General features: G+C 49.2%; 13 protein-coding genes. 8 read left to right on the forward strand and 5 right to left on the reverse strand.

What is annotated here, in order from left to right:
* Positions 1-13 precede the first annotated feature (13 nt).
* The 3 genes from L3556_RS03940 (at position 14) to L3556_RS03950 (ending at position 5,963) form a co-directional block, all read left to right on the forward strand.
* Positions 14-3,193: an ATP-binding protein gene (locus tag L3556_RS03940; RefSeq protein ID WP_277866007.1), complete on the forward strand. Its 3,180-nt coding sequence runs from the start codon at positions 14-16 to the stop codon at positions 3,191-3,193.
* A 68-nt stretch (positions 3,194-3,261) separates the two neighbouring features.
* Entirely contained in the window at positions 3,262-4,626 is a 1,365-nt protein-coding gene (locus tag L3556_RS03945; protein ID WP_277866008.1) for a cation:proton antiporter, read from the forward strand.
* Positions 4,627-4,793: 167 nt separating this feature from the next.
* Positions 4,794-5,963, forward strand: a complete 1,170-nt coding sequence (locus L3556_RS03950) for a hypothetical protein (RefSeq protein WP_277866009.1) — start codon at positions 4,794-4,796, stop codon at positions 5,961-5,963.
* An 81-nt stretch (positions 5,964-6,044) separates the two neighbouring features.
* Here L3556_RS03950 and L3556_RS03955 read toward each other — a convergent pair whose 3' ends face one another.
* From L3556_RS03955 to L3556_RS03965, 3 genes are read right to left on the reverse strand one after another with little or no spacing between them, the layout of a single operon-like run.
* Entirely contained in the window at positions 6,045-6,458 is a 414-nt protein-coding gene (locus tag L3556_RS03955; protein ID WP_277866010.1) for a hypothetical protein, read from the reverse strand.
* A 6-nt stretch (positions 6,459-6,464) separates the two neighbouring features.
* Positions 6,465-6,929: a hypothetical protein gene (locus L3556_RS03960; RefSeq protein WP_277866011.1), complete on the reverse strand. Its 465-nt coding sequence runs from the start codon at positions 6,927-6,929 to the stop codon at positions 6,465-6,467.
* Complete coding sequence (locus L3556_RS03965) at positions 6,926-7,714, reverse strand: TIGR04255 family protein (RefSeq protein ID WP_277866012.1); 789 nt, start codon at positions 7,712-7,714, stop codon at positions 6,926-6,928. The genes L3556_RS03960 and L3556_RS03965 overlap by 4 nt, the downstream gene beginning before the upstream one ends.
* Positions 7,715-7,839: 125 nt before the next feature.
* On the opposite strand from L3556_RS03965, the gene L3556_RS03970 reads away from it, so the two are divergent.
* The 4 genes from L3556_RS03970 to L3556_RS03985 all read left to right on the forward strand — a co-directional run bounded on the left by L3556_RS03970 (position 7,840) and on the right by L3556_RS03985 (position 12,000).
* Positions 7,840-8,190 (forward strand): cation:proton antiporter subunit C, encoded by a 351-nt coding sequence (locus L3556_RS03970; protein WP_277866013.1) that lies wholly within the window; start codon positions 7,840-7,842, stop codon positions 8,188-8,190.
* Positions 8,187-9,668, forward strand: coding sequence for a cation:proton antiporter (locus tag L3556_RS03975; protein ID WP_277866014.1), 1,482 nt, complete (start codon positions 8,187-8,189; stop codon positions 9,666-9,668). Before L3556_RS03970 ends, L3556_RS03975 begins: the two co-directional genes overlap by 4 nt.
* 107 nt (positions 9,669-9,775) lie before the next feature.
* On the forward strand, positions 9,776-10,648 hold the full coding sequence (locus L3556_RS03980; protein ID WP_277866015.1) for an IS982 family transposase: 873 nt from the start codon (positions 9,776-9,778) through the stop codon (positions 10,646-10,648).
* A 149-nt stretch (positions 10,649-10,797) separates the two neighbouring features.
* The gene (locus tag L3556_RS03985; RefSeq protein WP_277866016.1) at positions 10,798-12,000 is read left to right on the forward strand and encodes a homocysteine biosynthesis protein; all 1,203 of its coding nucleotides are present in this window, start codon (positions 10,798-10,800) and stop codon (positions 11,998-12,000) included.
* Here L3556_RS03985 and ylqF read toward each other — a convergent pair whose 3' ends face one another.
* Together ylqF and psbA are read right to left on the reverse strand one after the other, a co-directional pair.
* Positions 12,001-12,906: a ribosome biogenesis GTPase YlqF gene (ylqF, locus tag L3556_RS03990; protein WP_277866017.1), complete on the reverse strand. Its 906-nt coding sequence runs from the start codon at positions 12,904-12,906 to the stop codon at positions 12,001-12,003.
* A gap of 112 nt (positions 12,907-13,018) precedes the next feature.
* Positions 13,019-14,101, reverse strand: coding sequence for a photosystem II q(b) protein (gene psbA, locus L3556_RS03995; protein WP_277866018.1), 1,083 nt, complete (start codon positions 14,099-14,101; stop codon positions 13,019-13,021).
* A gap of 286 nt (positions 14,102-14,387) precedes the next feature.
* On the opposite strand from psbA, the gene psb27 reads away from it, so the two are divergent.
* Positions 14,388-14,792, forward strand: a complete 405-nt coding sequence (gene psb27, locus L3556_RS04000) for a photosystem II protein Psb27 (RefSeq protein ID WP_277866019.1) — start codon at positions 14,388-14,390, stop codon at positions 14,790-14,792.
* Positions 14,793-14,802 lie beyond the last annotated feature (10 nt).

Here is a 14,802-nt window from a genome sequence, read left to right on the forward strand (position 1 = left end):
CAGGTCGATTAGGGTGTTTAGTCGTTTAGCATTCCGGCATAAGCTGCTCTTGCTCATCTTGACCCCGGTGATGATTCTCTACACGGGGCTGTTTTATATTGGTCGCGCTCGTTTAAGTGAGCAGGATAAGAAGGATGCCCAGCAGTGGATGCGGGAACTGGTTCAGCAGTACGCCCTTCAGTTAGACAGTAATCTCCAAGAAATTGAAGAAATTGCCCTGACCACAGCCAATGCCATTGAAGCCTTGCCCAACCCCAGCGAAGCCCAGCTCTATAACTTCCTCAGTTTGAACGTGATTCAGAACCCCCTGATTTATGGGGCGGGAATTGCCTACCAACCCAATGCCTATTCGCCCCAACAGCGACTATTTGCCCCCTATGTTTTTTTAGATGAAAACGATCGCCCGGTGCGGGTCAATATTGGCACCGTTAATGATTACAGCCAGCCAGGGCAAGGCTTTGAGTGGTATTCCCAGCCCATGGCTAGTAAGCTGCCCCGCTGGAGTTCCCCCTACTTTGATGACGGAGTGGGAAATGTCTTGATGGTGACGTACTCCGTGCCTTTTCGCCGCAATGGCCAGGTACAGGGGGTGGCAACCGTTGATTTACCTTTGGTGTCTCTGAAAAGTCGCATTGATATCCAAGGGCTACAGGATCGAGAATTTTTTATTCTTGATCGCCAGGGGAAGTTAATTTTTCATGACAATGATGCGCTAATTGAGCAGTCAATTTTTGATGTTGCCGAGCGCAAAGGTCGCCCAGATATTCGAGAGCTTGGGGAAATGATGCTTTCGGGTCAAACGGGGGATATTGCCATGGAAAAGTGGGAGGGGGAGGGTCAGCAGTGGGTCTTTTTTGCCCCCATTCGTAATACCGACTGGAGTTTAGCCATTCGCTTAGATGAAGATGATGTTTTGGCATTCATTTATGAACAAACCCAGGTGGGTATTATTATTTTAATTGTCTCCATCGGGATCATGATTGTCATTGTCTGGTTAGCCAGTAGCTATTTAACCCATCCCTTAACCCAGTTAGATACAGCGGCCAAGGAAATTGCCCAGGGAAATTTGGATGTTCAGGTTGAGTTTAATACCCGCGATGAAATTGGCAATCTCAGTCGCACGTTTTCTAATATGGCGCGGCAACTCAAGTCCTCTATTACGAACCTAAAGGATTTTAACCAACGCCTTGAAGACCTTGTGAACGAACGCACTGAGGCCCTAGAGGCAGCTAATGCAATTTTGCAACACAAAGAACGGCTTCTGCAAAATCAAAATACTGCCTTGATTACCCTAAGTCGCTCCGTCAATATTCAGAAAGGTCATCTAGGGGCAGCCCTCAAGGAAATCGTTGAAATTACGGCCCATACCCTAGAGGTGGATCGGGTGGGAATTTGGCAGCTACGGGGTGAAAATCTAGTTTGTATCGAACTGTTTGATCGACGGGGAGAAGCCTATCGCAAGCTCACCGCAACCCCGATGGATGACTGTCAGGATTTTATGGAGTATTTTCGCGCTGGCGAGTCTTTAATCCTAAATTGTATTGCCACCGACGATCGCAGCCAAGTCTTACGCAACTACTGTGAAGCCAATGATGTCCAAGCCCTAGTGAGTATGCCCATTGCGTTAAGTACCGAGTTAGTGGGTATTTTGTCCGTGGAAGTGGTGAAACAGCCCCATAAATGGTCCTTAGAAGAAACAACCTTTGCCAGTAATATCACTGACATTGTTGCCCTGGCCATTGCCTCCCGCGATCGCCGCCAAGCGGAAGTGGAAATGCTCAAGTCCAAGGAATCTGCCGAAGCGGCCAATAAGGCAAAGAGTGTGTTTTTGGCCAATATGAGCCATGAGCTGCGAACCCCCCTCAATGCCATCCTCGGATTTAGCCAACTCATGCTGGGCGATCGCTCCCTGGGGGACAAACAGCACCAAACCGTGGAAACCATTAACCGCAGTGGTGAGCATTTACTGGGTCTGATTAACGATGTCCTCGATATGGCCAAAATTGAAGCCGGGCGCATTGTCCTCCAAACCAGTGCCTTTAATTTAAGCCGCGCCCTCAAAACCATTGAAGAGATGCTAAAGGTGCGGGCCCAAGCCAAGAATTTACAATTGGTGTTTGATTTAGCCGACAATTTACCGGAAGCCATTATCACCGACGAGACCAAACTGCGCCAAGTGTTAGTCAATCTGTTGGGAAATGCGATTAAATTCACCAAGGAGGGAGGGGTGGCCCTCAAGGTCAATTATCAGAACACACCCGAACCCCAATTGCTCTTTGAAATTAGTGATACCGGCATTGGTATGGGCCCCGATGAATTAAAGCTTCTGTTTCAGCCCTTTGTCCAAACCGATAGCAGTAAGAAGGTCAGTGAAGGGACGGGACTGGGGTTAGCCATTAGTCGCCAATTTGTGCAACTGATGGGGGGGGATATTCAGGTAACAAGCAAAAAGGGAGAAGGTACCACGTTTAGTTTTGCCATTCAGGTCGAATTAGCTGATGTGAGCGCCGTAGCTACCGAAGAAACCAAAGCAAAAGTCATCGGTCTTGCCCCTGGACAACCGGAGTATCGCATTTTAATTGTGGATGATGTTCCCGAAAATCGTGAGCTTCTGCATCGCCTCCTCGAACCCATTGGCTTCAAATTAAAGGAAGCCTGCAATGGCAAAGAGGCCGTGGAGCAATGGCAAATCTGGGATCCCCATATCATTCTCATGGATATTAAGATGCCCGTCATGGATGGCCGCGCCGCCACCCGCCACATCAAAACCCACCTGGGCGATCGCTCCACCAAAATTTTTGCCGTTACCGCCAGTACCTTTGAGCAGGAAAAAGAAGAACTCCTGAAAAATGGCTGTGATGATTTTATTCCCAAACCCTTCCGCAATCGCATGGTTCTCGATCGCCTGGCTAAACACCTCAATCTCACCTATACCTACGCCAGTACAACCCCAACCAAGGAATCAAATTCAACTCCGGCGATCGCCCCCATTGAACTGGATCGCGATACCCTGATGATTATGCCCCGGGAATGGATTGGGGAACTGCACCAAGCTGCCAAAAAACTCAACAGCAAGCGGGTCAAGGAACTGCTCCAGGAGATTCCCGAATCTGAAGCGGCCCTGAGCCTCAGCCTCAATCAACTGGTCAAGTCCTTCCGCTTCGACCGCCTAGTGGAGCTAACAATGCCGTGAAATTGATGTTAGTTTAACCTTGGGTAAGCCAGGATCATAAATCAATAAATTACTTGAGAATAAATTTTATGTCTTTTCCGTTTATCTCGCCTTTGGTCGCAACGGATCTAGATACGAGTCCCATCGTTCTAGCGGGGGTTCTCCTCAGCTTAGTGGTTATTTTCCTTGCCAGCAAACTGGGGGGTGAAGCGGCCAAGCGTCTAGATTTTCCCCCCGTATTGGGAGAACTCATGGCGGGGTTAGTGATTGGGATTTCTGCCCTGCACCTTGTCGTATTTCCCGTGAGCGGGGCCCAAGCGGCCGATTCATTGATTATGACCGCCCTGCAATGGATCAATCACCTGGAGCCGGACACCCTCACCAAGATTTACGAATCCCAGAGTGAAGTGGTCAAGGTTTTGGCGGAGTTGGGGGTGATTATCCTTCTCTTTGAAATTGGTCTAGAATCCGATGTGCGGCAACTGAAGGAAGTGGGCCCCCAGGCGATCGCCGTTGCCATGACGGGACTTTTGGCTCCCTTGATTCTGGGCACAGCGGGACTGATGTGGTTTTTCCATCTGCCTGCGATTCCGGCGGTATTTGCGGGAGCGGCCCTTACCGCCACCAGTATTGGTATTACCTCCAAGGTTTTATCGGAACTAGGGCAACTCCAATCGCGGGAAGGGCAAATCATTGTGGGTGCCGCCGTCATAGATGATGTCTTGGGCATTATTGTCTTGGCGGTAGTGGCCAGTCTAGCCAAAACCGGCGAAGTGGATGTGCGCCATGTGTGCTTTTTAATTGTCGGGGCAACGACGTTTCTAGCTGGCTCGATTATTCTCGGCAGTGTCTTTAATAAGACCTTTGTCAAACTGGCGGAGGGTCTGAAAACCCGTGGGAATATCGTTATTCCCGCCCTAGGCTTTGCCTTTTTTATGGCCTTTTTAGGCAGTGCCCTGCAACTAGAAGCCATTTTGGGAGCCTTCGCGGCGGGTCTGGTACTGGATGAAAGTAATGCCCGTCTGCAACTGGAAGAACTCCTCAAACCCATTGCCGACTTACTGGTACCCATTTTCTTTGTGACGGTGGGGGCAGAGGCGGATCTAACCATTCTCAATCCGACCGTTCCCGAAAATCGGGCCGGGTTACTCATTGCCGGTTTTCTGATTGTGATTGCCATTTTTACCAAGCTGATCAGTGGTTGGACTGTCTTTGGTATTCCGGGGATTAACCGTCTGGCCATTGGTTGGGGCATGGTTCCCCGGGGTGAAGTGGGCCTAGTATTTGCGGGTATTGGGGCGGCAACGGGTGCATTAGATAAACCCCTAGAGGTGGGGATTATCCTCATGGTCATTTTCACCACCTTTTTAGCTCCACCATTTTTACGCTCTGCCTTTAGTGCCCAACCTCCCACCAGTGGAGAAACAACCCCAGCGATCGCTGGTGAACCCTAAGTTAGGCAGCTTGGCCTCACGTTCGCAATGGAGTCTAAATGCAATTAAGTGAAAACGACTTCAGAGATTATCTCTTTAATAACCATAAGGATTCGATTTCAGACTTAATCCATGGAAAACGTGAGCCTGTTGAGTAGAATGGTGACGGATTCCCTCCAATAAGTCTTTTGCTGCAGCAAATTGTCGAGAGAAAGATCAATGAAATAATTGATGGACTTGAGTCGTTGGTTCTCTCCGCTAAAGAGCTAAGACTCAAAAAATCTGGCGATACAACAACACGTATAGATTTATTTGGGAATTCTGAATATATTGGACTTGCGATAATCGAGCTTAAAAAGTCGGGGCAAACTGAGAGACAAGCATTTACAGAGCTTCTGGCGTATGCTAATCACTTTTGTTCCATTTTTTCTGGTCTGACCGAACACGCAATTAATACTATTTTAATTGCTCCAATGAAAACAAGGACAGTTAGAGATGCCTTTGTCCAGGAGGTACTAGGAAATAACAAATCCTCTGTAGCTCTTATCCCATCCGATGAAGAAGGGCAAATCAAGTTAACAGTATACTACCCAGATGAGTCATATTATCAATGGTTTGAAAACAATCTTTTAGATGACAGGTCTATGTATACTGTGGCTATAGCCTTTCAGGAGTTAGACGGCTGCATAGACACCGACAAGAACAATAATCAGAGGATACCTGATTACTCTAAAGAAGCTCTAAATACTATATCAAACTCCATTTCTCATCGGCTGGGATTTGAGGGTTTTCACTCTATCGTTTATGCCACTCAGTCGTGGGGTGAGATTAGTCAAGATTTCCTTTATCCAAATGTTATATACGCTGTTTTTGTAAACCCATTTGCTTCATTTAGAAACTCTTGCTATGAGGGGCAGATTTGCGGTGAGACAAGAGAGGGTAGAGTGTATGAAATTCAGTCAGTTTATGATCAGATCGATGAATCAGAAAGACAGTTCTGGCTTGAATCTTTGGAGTCTAACTTTCATGGGCTTGCCATCAGGATAGTCAAAGAAGAATTTGATAAATGCTTCCTAAACACTAAGAAATCGAAAGTGAAATATGAAATTTCTCTTCCAGACTGGTATGACGTCAAAACAAGCATGATTAACTCTGTTTTTACGCACAATCTTGAGATATACCAGACGGGGCTTCTGAGAAAAATATATTCAAATTATATTGCCTATATTTACGGTGTAAGTATGGATGAAATATTCTATTCGGATGATTTACCTATATATTCCTATTATACGTTAAGGTCATCCCTTCCTGTTTGGGAAATACTTCGGGGACTTGGTGTTGGGCATGAGCATACCTAGCAAAATACTGCAATCGGATAAATTTTTCGCTGTGCTCCAAGTTTACCTGGGAGCGCGGTGGTTGATAGATTATTCTCCCGATCAAGCAAGTGTCGATGAGGGAGGGATCAGTTTAGTGGCAGCCGCAGCCAGTTTGAGGGCGATTGCTTTCTGGTCTTCCTTTGCCATCGGCCACCCTTCAATATCGGCGTGGTTAGGGTTATCAGGAAAGGGTTGGGCTGTCACTCTCAGGGATTCTACCAGGCAATTCTTGGTCAGAATATCCGATCGGCCGTGGAGGGTTCTCTGTTGTTGAGTCGCTACATTAACCCCTGCCTGCCAAATTTCCGCTTCCGTTGCATCCCGATGGCGCGTAACGGATAGTTCTTGGTAGGGATGGGGGATGAACAGATTAGGCTTTACAGTGCGATCGCTCCGAAACAGACTACTCTGCATCACGTAGCGGGCGAGTAACTCATTTTCCTCAACCGGGGAAATATTCTCTGGATCAAGCATGAAACCTTAATTCTTGGCTAAGGCAACTTCTTGAATTAAGCTGAGAAGCCGTTTAGGAATTTCCCCTAGAAATGGCTCTGAGCCACGCGGATCGCTGTTTCCTAGAAGAGCCGCGTAATAGAGAATGCCTTCGGGACTGACGCTGACGGAGATCGTCCAATGGGGATCGCGGTACCAGTCTAGGGTTAGGTGGCCATCTGGTTCTGCCCCCACAGAAGGTAAGGGAAACCCCAGAGGCAGTACCTGAATCACCGCATAAGCATAATTCAGAGTTGCTTCTTTTACAGGGAACGCATCATAGCCATCCCAGTTAGGGGTTCTACACTCTGCCCAAGTCCTTGCAAGCTCTTCAATTGCAGGTTGCTTGCTAAAGGCGGCGGTTTGGGAGAAGTACTGCTGATTGACTCGTCTGACTTGGTCAATATAAACAGCCGTAGAGCTAACGCCTCTGGGTAGAATGGCTGTGGTCATGATGTGGCTCCAAATCGTTTGAGGGCATAGCTAGTAATGCAGCTAAAGAAGACCTTATTCTTAAGCCAGCGCATTTCTTGGAGTCCTTGGGCCAAGGTATCCTGATCTAATTTAAGCAACTCCTGAGTGAAAACGTCGATATCAACAATTAAGGCTCGTCCATCAGTGGGATCTGCACCAGCAGGCTGGATAGTTCTAACCCAGTTGATGGAGTAGGAGTAGCCAGGAATAGGGTAGGTGTCTTGATGAAAGAAGGACTCGGCTGTGAGTTCTACCCCTGATGGGGGAGCGGGGATGGTAGTGAGGTAATGGGATGGCTGTTCACCATCATCCAGGGGAATGCGGTTGATGTAACGCACGCCTAGGCGTTGAATCACGGTTGGCTCAGCTAATTCCAGGAAAATATGCCAAAATCGCAGGGCTTCGGTTTGAAATCTGTCCCAGTCTTCGTAGGGTTCTAATCGGCTAAAAGCAACTCCGTTAAGGGTGAACTGTGCCACATGGCGATTCTGCTCATCTTGGAGGCGAAAACCACTCCACTGTCTCTGCTGGAAGAACTCGGAAAAACCATCAGGTGTAGCCATTGCACCCAACTGGATATCTTGCTGAGGTTGAAGGATGGGATAGTCAGGTAAACGCTGGGTCAGTTCTGCTTGAAGAGCTTCAGGTTCCAGCTTTTTGCCCGCATGGGCCTGCCAATGAATTACCGCCTCAATACTGGGGGCAGCTTTCAGGGCAGGAAATTCCTCATTGAGGTTGAGGCTGAACTTGGGCAGCGGACTCATGGTGGCTGATTAAGGGTTCTGAGTGTGGATTATATCGGTTGGTAACTAGCTACTACAATGTGAGACATGGAAAAAGCCTATCGTTACCACTTCTATCCCGCACCAGAACAGGACAATCTCTTTTTATGTTAAATGGACTGATACTAGATGGGTTAGTACTGGCAACGATTCTATTGGGTTTTTTAGGGATCATTCTTAAAAAAAACCTGATGATGAAAATTATTGCCATGGATGTGATGAGTACCGGCGTGATTGCCTACTATGTGTTAATTGCAGCCCGGGGTGGTCAATTCACACCCATTTTTAAGCCCGATCGGGATGTAGCCTACGCCGATCCCGTTCCCCAAGCAGTAATTTTGACGGCGATCGTCATTGGTTTTTCCATGCAAACCCTGATGCTGGTGGCGGCAATGAAACTGGCACGGGATAACCCCACCCTGGAAACCCAGGAAATTGATAAGCAAACCACGCCATGATTCCTGCCCTGAGCCTTGAAAACGTTACGATCGCCTGGGTCATATTGCCCTTTTTTGTCGGTTTGACCATCTATCTTTTTCCCAAAATTGATCGTCCCGCCGCCCTTTTGGTGGCGACCCTATCGGGATTCTATGGACTAGGGCGATTGGTTTCGCCAACCCCCCTCACCCTGGAACTCCTGGATAACTTTGGTGTCAGTCTCCGGGTGGATACCCTGAGTGGCTACTTTATTTTGACCAATGCCATCGTCACGGCATCGGTGATTCTCTACAGTTGGCCCCAGGGGAAAACGGTCTTTTTCTATACTCAGGTGATGATGCTCCATGGCAGTGCTAACGCGGCCTTTATCTGCAATGACCTCCTCAGTCTCTATGTGAACTTAGAGGTCTTGAGTTTAGTGGTGTTTCTATTGGTTGCCTATCCCCGCAGCGATCGCTCCATTTGGGTGGCTTTACGTTACCTGTTTATCAGTAATACGGCAATGCTTTTTTACCTGATGGGTACAATTTTGGTTTACCAGGCCAATAATTCCTTTAGGTTTGAGGGTTTAGGAGCTGCGTCCCCAGAGGCGATCGCCCTGATTTTGCTGGCTCTTTTTACCAAGGGGGGAATTTTCCTGTCAGGGTTATGGTTGCCCCTGACAAATTCCGAATCCGAGGCGGCGGTGTCGGCTCTGATGGCAGGGGTGGTGGAAAATGTCGGTATTTTTTCCCTATTAAGGGCGGCCCAAAACCTGGAACAAATTAGCGTAGTGGTCGGCATTTTTGGTGTAGCTACGGCTTTTTTGGGACTGAGTTTCGCCATTTTTGAGCAAAATATTAAGCGGCTCTTGGCCCTGAGTACCATTTCCCAACTGGGTTGGATTTTAGTGGCTCCGGCGGTGGGTGGCATCTATGCCCTGGCCCATGGATTGGCTAAATCATCCCTATTTTTAACCGTTGGTAATGTTCCCCAACCCACCCTCCCCCATCTAAAACAACAGCCCATGGCCCGTTCCATCTACCTCCCCCTGGCGATCGCGGCCCTATCTATTGCCGGATGCCCTCTTTTGGCTGGATTTGGGGCAAAAATGTTGACCCTAGATCGGGTGCTTCTTTGGCAAGAAATCGCCTTAAACATTGCGGCAGTGGGCACGGCGATCGTCTATTCCAAGCTTATTTTCCTGCCCAGCAATAATCAAACACCCCCTGGGGAGGGTTCCCTATTATCCGGCTATGGACCGGCGATCGGGTTACTGTTATTGAGTTTATTGGCCGCCAATGGCTTATCCCTAGCCGCCTATACCCCTGAGAATCTCTTAAAAGCCTTCGTCATTCTTGGCTTCGGGGGCATCCTTTATGGTGTAGGCATTCGTCGCCTTAGGGTTCGTCTTCCCCGCCTCCTAGAGCAGTTTGATCATTTAATTGGGGCGATGAGTTTAATTTTAATGCTTCTGTTTTGGATGACCTTTGTTTTGGATGATGTGGGTCTAGGATAGTGTCCTGCCAGTCCCTAAGCTAGTTTACTACCTAACGTGAGTTCTGGATAAGAAAGGTTGAGAGCCGTAGGCTGAAATAAGCAAACAATTCAGCAACTCCCACCCCTATGTCTAGCTTAGAAGACCTTTTCTGCTCAGTCGATGACTTCTGCCAACGTTTTGAACCCCAATGGCAACAGCAACTTTTGCACAGTGGGCTACAAACCCGGAAGCGGAGCCGACAACTGTGCCTGAGCGAAATCATGACGATTGTAATTGCTTTTCACCAGCAGGGCTACCGCACGTTCAAGGACTACTACACCAAGCACGTTTGTCGCTACTGGCACAAGGCGTTCCCGGATTTGGTGAGCTATCCCCGCTTTATCAGTTGGTTGCCTTCGCTGTTATTGCCATTGTCTGCCTACCTGCGGTCTTGCTTTGGGCAATGCAGTGGGATTAGCTTCATGGACTCAACCAGCCTGAAGGTTTGCCACAATCGCCGCATCAAGCAGCACAAAGTGTTTGATTTGTTCGCCGAGCGGGGCAAGACTTCGGTGGACTGGTTCTTCGGTTTCAAACTCCATTTAGTTGTGAATGACAAAGGGGAATTGCTCAACTTTACCCTGACTCCTGGCAACACCGATGATCGGACTCCTGTCCCCAAGCTGCTGCAACGGCTCTTCGGCAAGGTATTCGCCGACAAAGGCTACGTCTCGCAAACGTTGGCAAAACAACTCTTGCAGCAGACCGGGGTGCAGTTAATCACCAAGTTTCGGCGCAATATGAAGAATCGCTTCCTCAAGCTCAATGACCGTTTGCTGTTGCGAAAGCGAGCCATTATCGAGACCATCATCGACCAGTTAAAGAACATTTCCCAGATCGAGCACTCCCGGCATCGCTCCCCGGTTAACTTCCTGGTCAACCTGGTTGGGGGATTAATTGCCTACTGCCACCAGCCGAAAAAGCCCTCGATTGCACTTGACTCAAACTTGCTCCCCTAGGCTTATCCGTAACTGACGTTAAACAAGCATGTGTAATGATATCGTCTGTCATCAGGCTTACTTCCTCTCCAAATACAAGACCATCAAGAAACGCTAAGGTAAGCTTGAAAGCATCATCTCGTCCCCAAAAATGGAGATAGCTCAAACCTATGGTGGCAACCCGAACGATTGCGGAAATTAATGAAAAAATTCTTGCGGGTCGAGCCACCGTCTGGACAATAGATGAGCTTAAGGCAAGGATTTCGGCAGGAAACTATGGCCAAGTTTTTAAGCAAGTGGATGTAATTACCACCGGTATCTTTGAACCCATGGAGGCCTCCGGGGCAATGCTCAACTTAGGGCCCACGGATCCCCCCATTAAGTTGCGACAATGTTGGTTAGAGGGTGTCCCTGCCTATACCGGCTTTGGGGCAGTGGATCTATTTTTGGGGGCTGCCCAGGCGATGGAACTGGGGGCAGAACTTGCGGAGGGGGATCAACAGCGGGAGCGGGGGGGTGGCCATGTCATCGCTGATTTGATTGCGGGTAAGGTGATTCCGGTGCGGGCGGTGGGGCAAGTGACCGACTGCTATCCCCGGGCTACCCTGGAAACCACGATCACCAAGGATACGGTGAATCAATTTTATCTCTATAATCCTCGGAACCTCTATCAGAATTTTATTGTTGGTGTCAATGGCGGCGATCGCCTCCTCCATACCTACCTCGGCCCTCTACAACCCCAACTGGGAAATGCAGTCTATGCCCATGCGGGTGCGGTATCTCCCCTGCTCAATGATCCCCATTTACGCCTCATTGGTGTGGGAACACGCATTTTTCTGGGGGGGGGGATTGGCTATATCTCCTGGGAAGGAACGCAACATTTTCCCCTGCAAAAACGCCTCGCCAACGAAACGCCCATTGGCCCGGCCGCAACCGTTGCCCTCATTGGTGATGCGAAACACATGGATGCCCATTGGGTTCGGGGCTGCTACTTCAAACACTATGGCCCTTCGCTCATGTTGGGGGTTGGCATCCCATTGCCCGTTCTGGATGAACAGGTCATTGCCCACTGTGCCATTCAAGATAATGATGTGGTTGCTCCGGTCATTGATTTTTCCATTCCCCGACGAGTTCGGCCCACCTTTGGCTTGGTCAGCTATGCACAACTCAAATCTGGAAAAATCAAAATTGAAGGCAAAACGGTGCGTACCGCCCCCCTCAGCAGTATCTACTTTGGTCGTCAAATTGCCACCCTGCTCAAGGACTGGATTCTCAAGGGAGATTTTACCCTCACGGAACCCGTTGCCCCCTTACCCAGCGATCGCCCGTTTTTGCCCCAACAAACTTGGGCGACTACGACGACATTGGAGTAACTATTGCGGAGTAATTATTTCTGGTATTTCAGGGGATAGGGAACTGGCCCTAGGTAAACTCGCTTCAATGGGGGGCATTTCCAGGGCGATCGCCCCCAAGATACCCTTACGAAAATCCTGAAGAATTTGCCGACTGGCCTGCTCTAATCGTCCATGGAATCGTTCTTCTGACAAGCGATAGACATAGGCTTCCCCATTGTCATCCCCCAATGGCACCCGGTAGCGATCGCCCAAAGCCGAGGCGTGATTGAGTTGAATCAGACAATTGACCAAAGCCGCCGCAATCAAATAATCATCGTAGGCCGCCTGGCCAATATCATCACACATGGCCAATTTTGCCGCCGCCGTTTGATCAGTGAGATTGGCCGGTAGGACTCCAGGGGTATCCAGCAGTTCCAAGGATGGGGAGACCCGCACCCACCGTAATTGCCGCGTCACTCCAGGCCGAGCTTCACTATTAACGACCCGGCGTTTGAGCAGTCGATTAATCAGGGCCGATTTCCCCACATTGGGAAAACCCAAAACTACCGCCCGCACGGGCCGAGGTGCCATGCCGCGATCGCGCCGTCGTTGATTAACGGCAATACCTGCCTGTTGGGCTGCCTTTGCCACGGCCATCACCCCTTCCCCCTTTTGGGCATTGGTAAAAAATGGCTGCTCTCCCCGCTCCTTAAACCATCGCTGCCAGGCCTGCTGCACCCCATCGGAGATGGTATCTACCCGATTTAAGATCAGCACATGCTGTTTTTGTCCGACCCACTGCTTCATTTTAGGATGGTGGCTGGCCAAAGGAATTCGGGCATCTCGCATCTCTAGCACCACATCCACATGGCGCAATTGCTGCTGAAGGGCCCGCTCTGCCTTGGCAATATGGCCGGGATACCACTGAATTAAGGGAGTTGCCATAGAAATTTTAGACACCAGACGAAAGGAGGGCCATGGAACCATCATAGGAAAAAGACCCGCCCCCATGATGAAGGCAGGTCAGATTCGAGAATAGAAGTTGGGCGTTTAAGCTCTAGGCATTGATGCTAGGAGCAACAATCGCCACTGGTTGAGACTCAGCAGAAGCCAAATCTAAGGGGAAGTTGTGAGCATTGCGCTCGTGCATCACTTCCATACCCAGGTTAGCCCGGTTGATAATGTCAGCCCAAGTATTGATTACGTTACCCTTGGCATCGACAACGGAGTGGTTGAAGTTGAAACCATTCAGGTTGAAGGCCATGGTGCTGATACCCAGGGCGGTGAACCAAATCCCAACCACGGGCCAAGCAGCTAAGAAGAAGTGCAGGGCACGGCTGTTATTGAAGCTGGCATATTGGAAAATCAAGCGACCGAAGTAACCGTGGGCAGCAACAATGTTGTAGGTTTCTTCTTCTTGACCAAATTTGTAACCGTAATTTTGAGACTCGGTTTCGGTGGTTTCCCGAATCAAGCTGGAGGTCACCAAAGAACCATGCATGGCAGAGAACAAGGCACCACCAAACACACCGGCCACACCCAATTGGTGGAAGGGATGCATGAGAATGTTGTGCTCGGCTTGGAACACCAACATGAAGTTGAAGGTACCGGAAATCCCTAGGGGCATACCGTCAGAGAAGGAACCTTGACCAATGGGGTAGATCAAGAAGACGGCGGTAGCAGCAGCCACGGGAGCGGAGTAAGCCACACAGATCCAAGGACGCATGCCCAAGCGGTAGCTGAGTTCCCATTCCCGACCCATGTAGCAGAAAACACCAATCAAGAAGTGGAAGATGACCAACTGGTAAGGGCCACCATTGTAAAGCCACTCATCCAAGGAGGCAGCTTCCCAAATGGGGTAGAAGTGCAGGCCAATGGCATTACTAGAGGGCACCACCGCACCGGTGATGATGTTGTTGCCATAGATTAAGGAACCGGCAACTGGCTCACGAATCCCATCAATGTCGACAGGGGGGGCAGCAATAAAGGCAATCACGAAGCAAGCGGTGGCAGCCAGTAGGGTCGGGATCATCAAAACACCGAACCAGCCAATGTAAAGGCGGTTGTTGGTGCTGGTGACCCAGCTACAAAACTGTTCCCACAGATTCAGGCTTTCGCGACGTTGTAAAACGGTCGTCATAGTATAAGTCCTGTTGAAACAAATAGAACAACATTAAAAAAATGAACATTCAAGTTTCCTCGATCCCGGAAAACCTAGGGACTAGGTAGACCTGAGAATGAGGTGATTTGAATGTAAACTTATGTTAACTTGATTTCAGGGATATGTAAAGGGATGTGTCGAACTTTTATAAAATGTTAAGGATCATCCCAAAGAATCGATCGATCCCTGAGAGAATGGGAATGGCCCAGTCAGGATAGTTGAGTCGCTGTCGTCGGGCAATGTATCTAAATTTTCTAGGGTAATTATGAAACGTTTTATCAGAATGGTATCGGGACTCCTGCTCTGTCTCACCTTGCTGTTGACCAGCTGCAGCAATCTTCCCACCGGCTTAAGTGGCGATTTTCGCCAGGACACGTTAACCCTAATTGGCAGTTTACGGGAGGCGATCGCCCTACCGGAGGATGATGCCAACAAGAAGGTTGCCCAGGCCGATGCCCGGAAAAAGCTGAATGATTTCTTTGCCCTCTATCGTCGGGATGAATCCCTGCGGAGCCTAGCGTCCTTTACCACCATGCAAACCGCCCTCAATTCCTTGGCGGGCCATTACAGTTCCTATCCCAATCGCCCCCTACCCACCAAGTTAAAGAATCGCCTAGAACAGGAATTCAAGCAGGTGGAGTTGGCTCTGGATAGGGAATCACGGTCTTAGGGGCTTTCAT

The organism is Candidatus Synechococcus calcipolaris G9 (assembly GCF_029582805.1).
GTDB lineage: Bacteria > Cyanobacteriota > Cyanobacteriia > Thermosynechococcales > Thermosynechococcaceae > Synechococcus_F > Synechococcus_F calcipolaris.

Excerpts from the sequence above, each read along its gene's own strand:
- psb27 (WP_277866019.1), top strand. The coding sequence starts at position 14,388 with ATGAAACGTTTTATCAGAATGGTATCGGGACTCCTGCTCTGTCTCACC.
- L3556_RS03985 (WP_277866016.1), top strand. The coding sequence starts at position 10,798 with ATGGTGGCAACCCGAACGATTGCGGAAATTAATGAAAAAATTCTTGCG.
- L3556_RS03970 (WP_277866013.1), top strand. The coding sequence starts at position 7,840 with ATGTTAAATGGACTGATACTAGATGGGTTAGTACTGGCAACGATTCTA.
- L3556_RS03980 (WP_277866015.1), top strand. The coding sequence starts at position 9,776 with ATGTCTAGCTTAGAAGACCTTTTCTGCTCAGTCGATGACTTCTGCCAA.
- ylqF (WP_277866017.1), bottom strand. The coding sequence starts at position 12,906 with ATGGCAACTCCCTTAATTCAGTGGTATCCCGGCCATATTGCCAAGGCA.
- L3556_RS03975 (WP_277866014.1), top strand. The coding sequence starts at position 8,187 with ATGATTCCTGCCCTGAGCCTTGAAAACGTTACGATCGCCTGGGTCATA.
- psbA (WP_277866018.1), bottom strand. The coding sequence starts at position 14,101 with ATGACGACCGTTTTACAACGTCGCGAAAGCCTGAATCTGTGGGAACAG.
- L3556_RS03945 (WP_277866008.1), top strand. The coding sequence starts at position 3,262 with ATGTCTTTTCCGTTTATCTCGCCTTTGGTCGCAACGGATCTAGATACG.
- L3556_RS03955 (WP_277866010.1), bottom strand. The coding sequence starts at position 6,458 with ATGCTTGATCCAGAGAATATTTCCCCGGTTGAGGAAAATGAGTTACTC.
- L3556_RS03960 (WP_277866011.1), bottom strand. The coding sequence starts at position 6,929 with ATGACCACAGCCATTCTACCCAGAGGCGTTAGCTCTACGGCTGTTTAT.
- L3556_RS03965 (WP_277866012.1), bottom strand. The coding sequence starts at position 7,714 with ATGAGTCCGCTGCCCAAGTTCAGCCTCAACCTCAATGAGGAATTTCCT.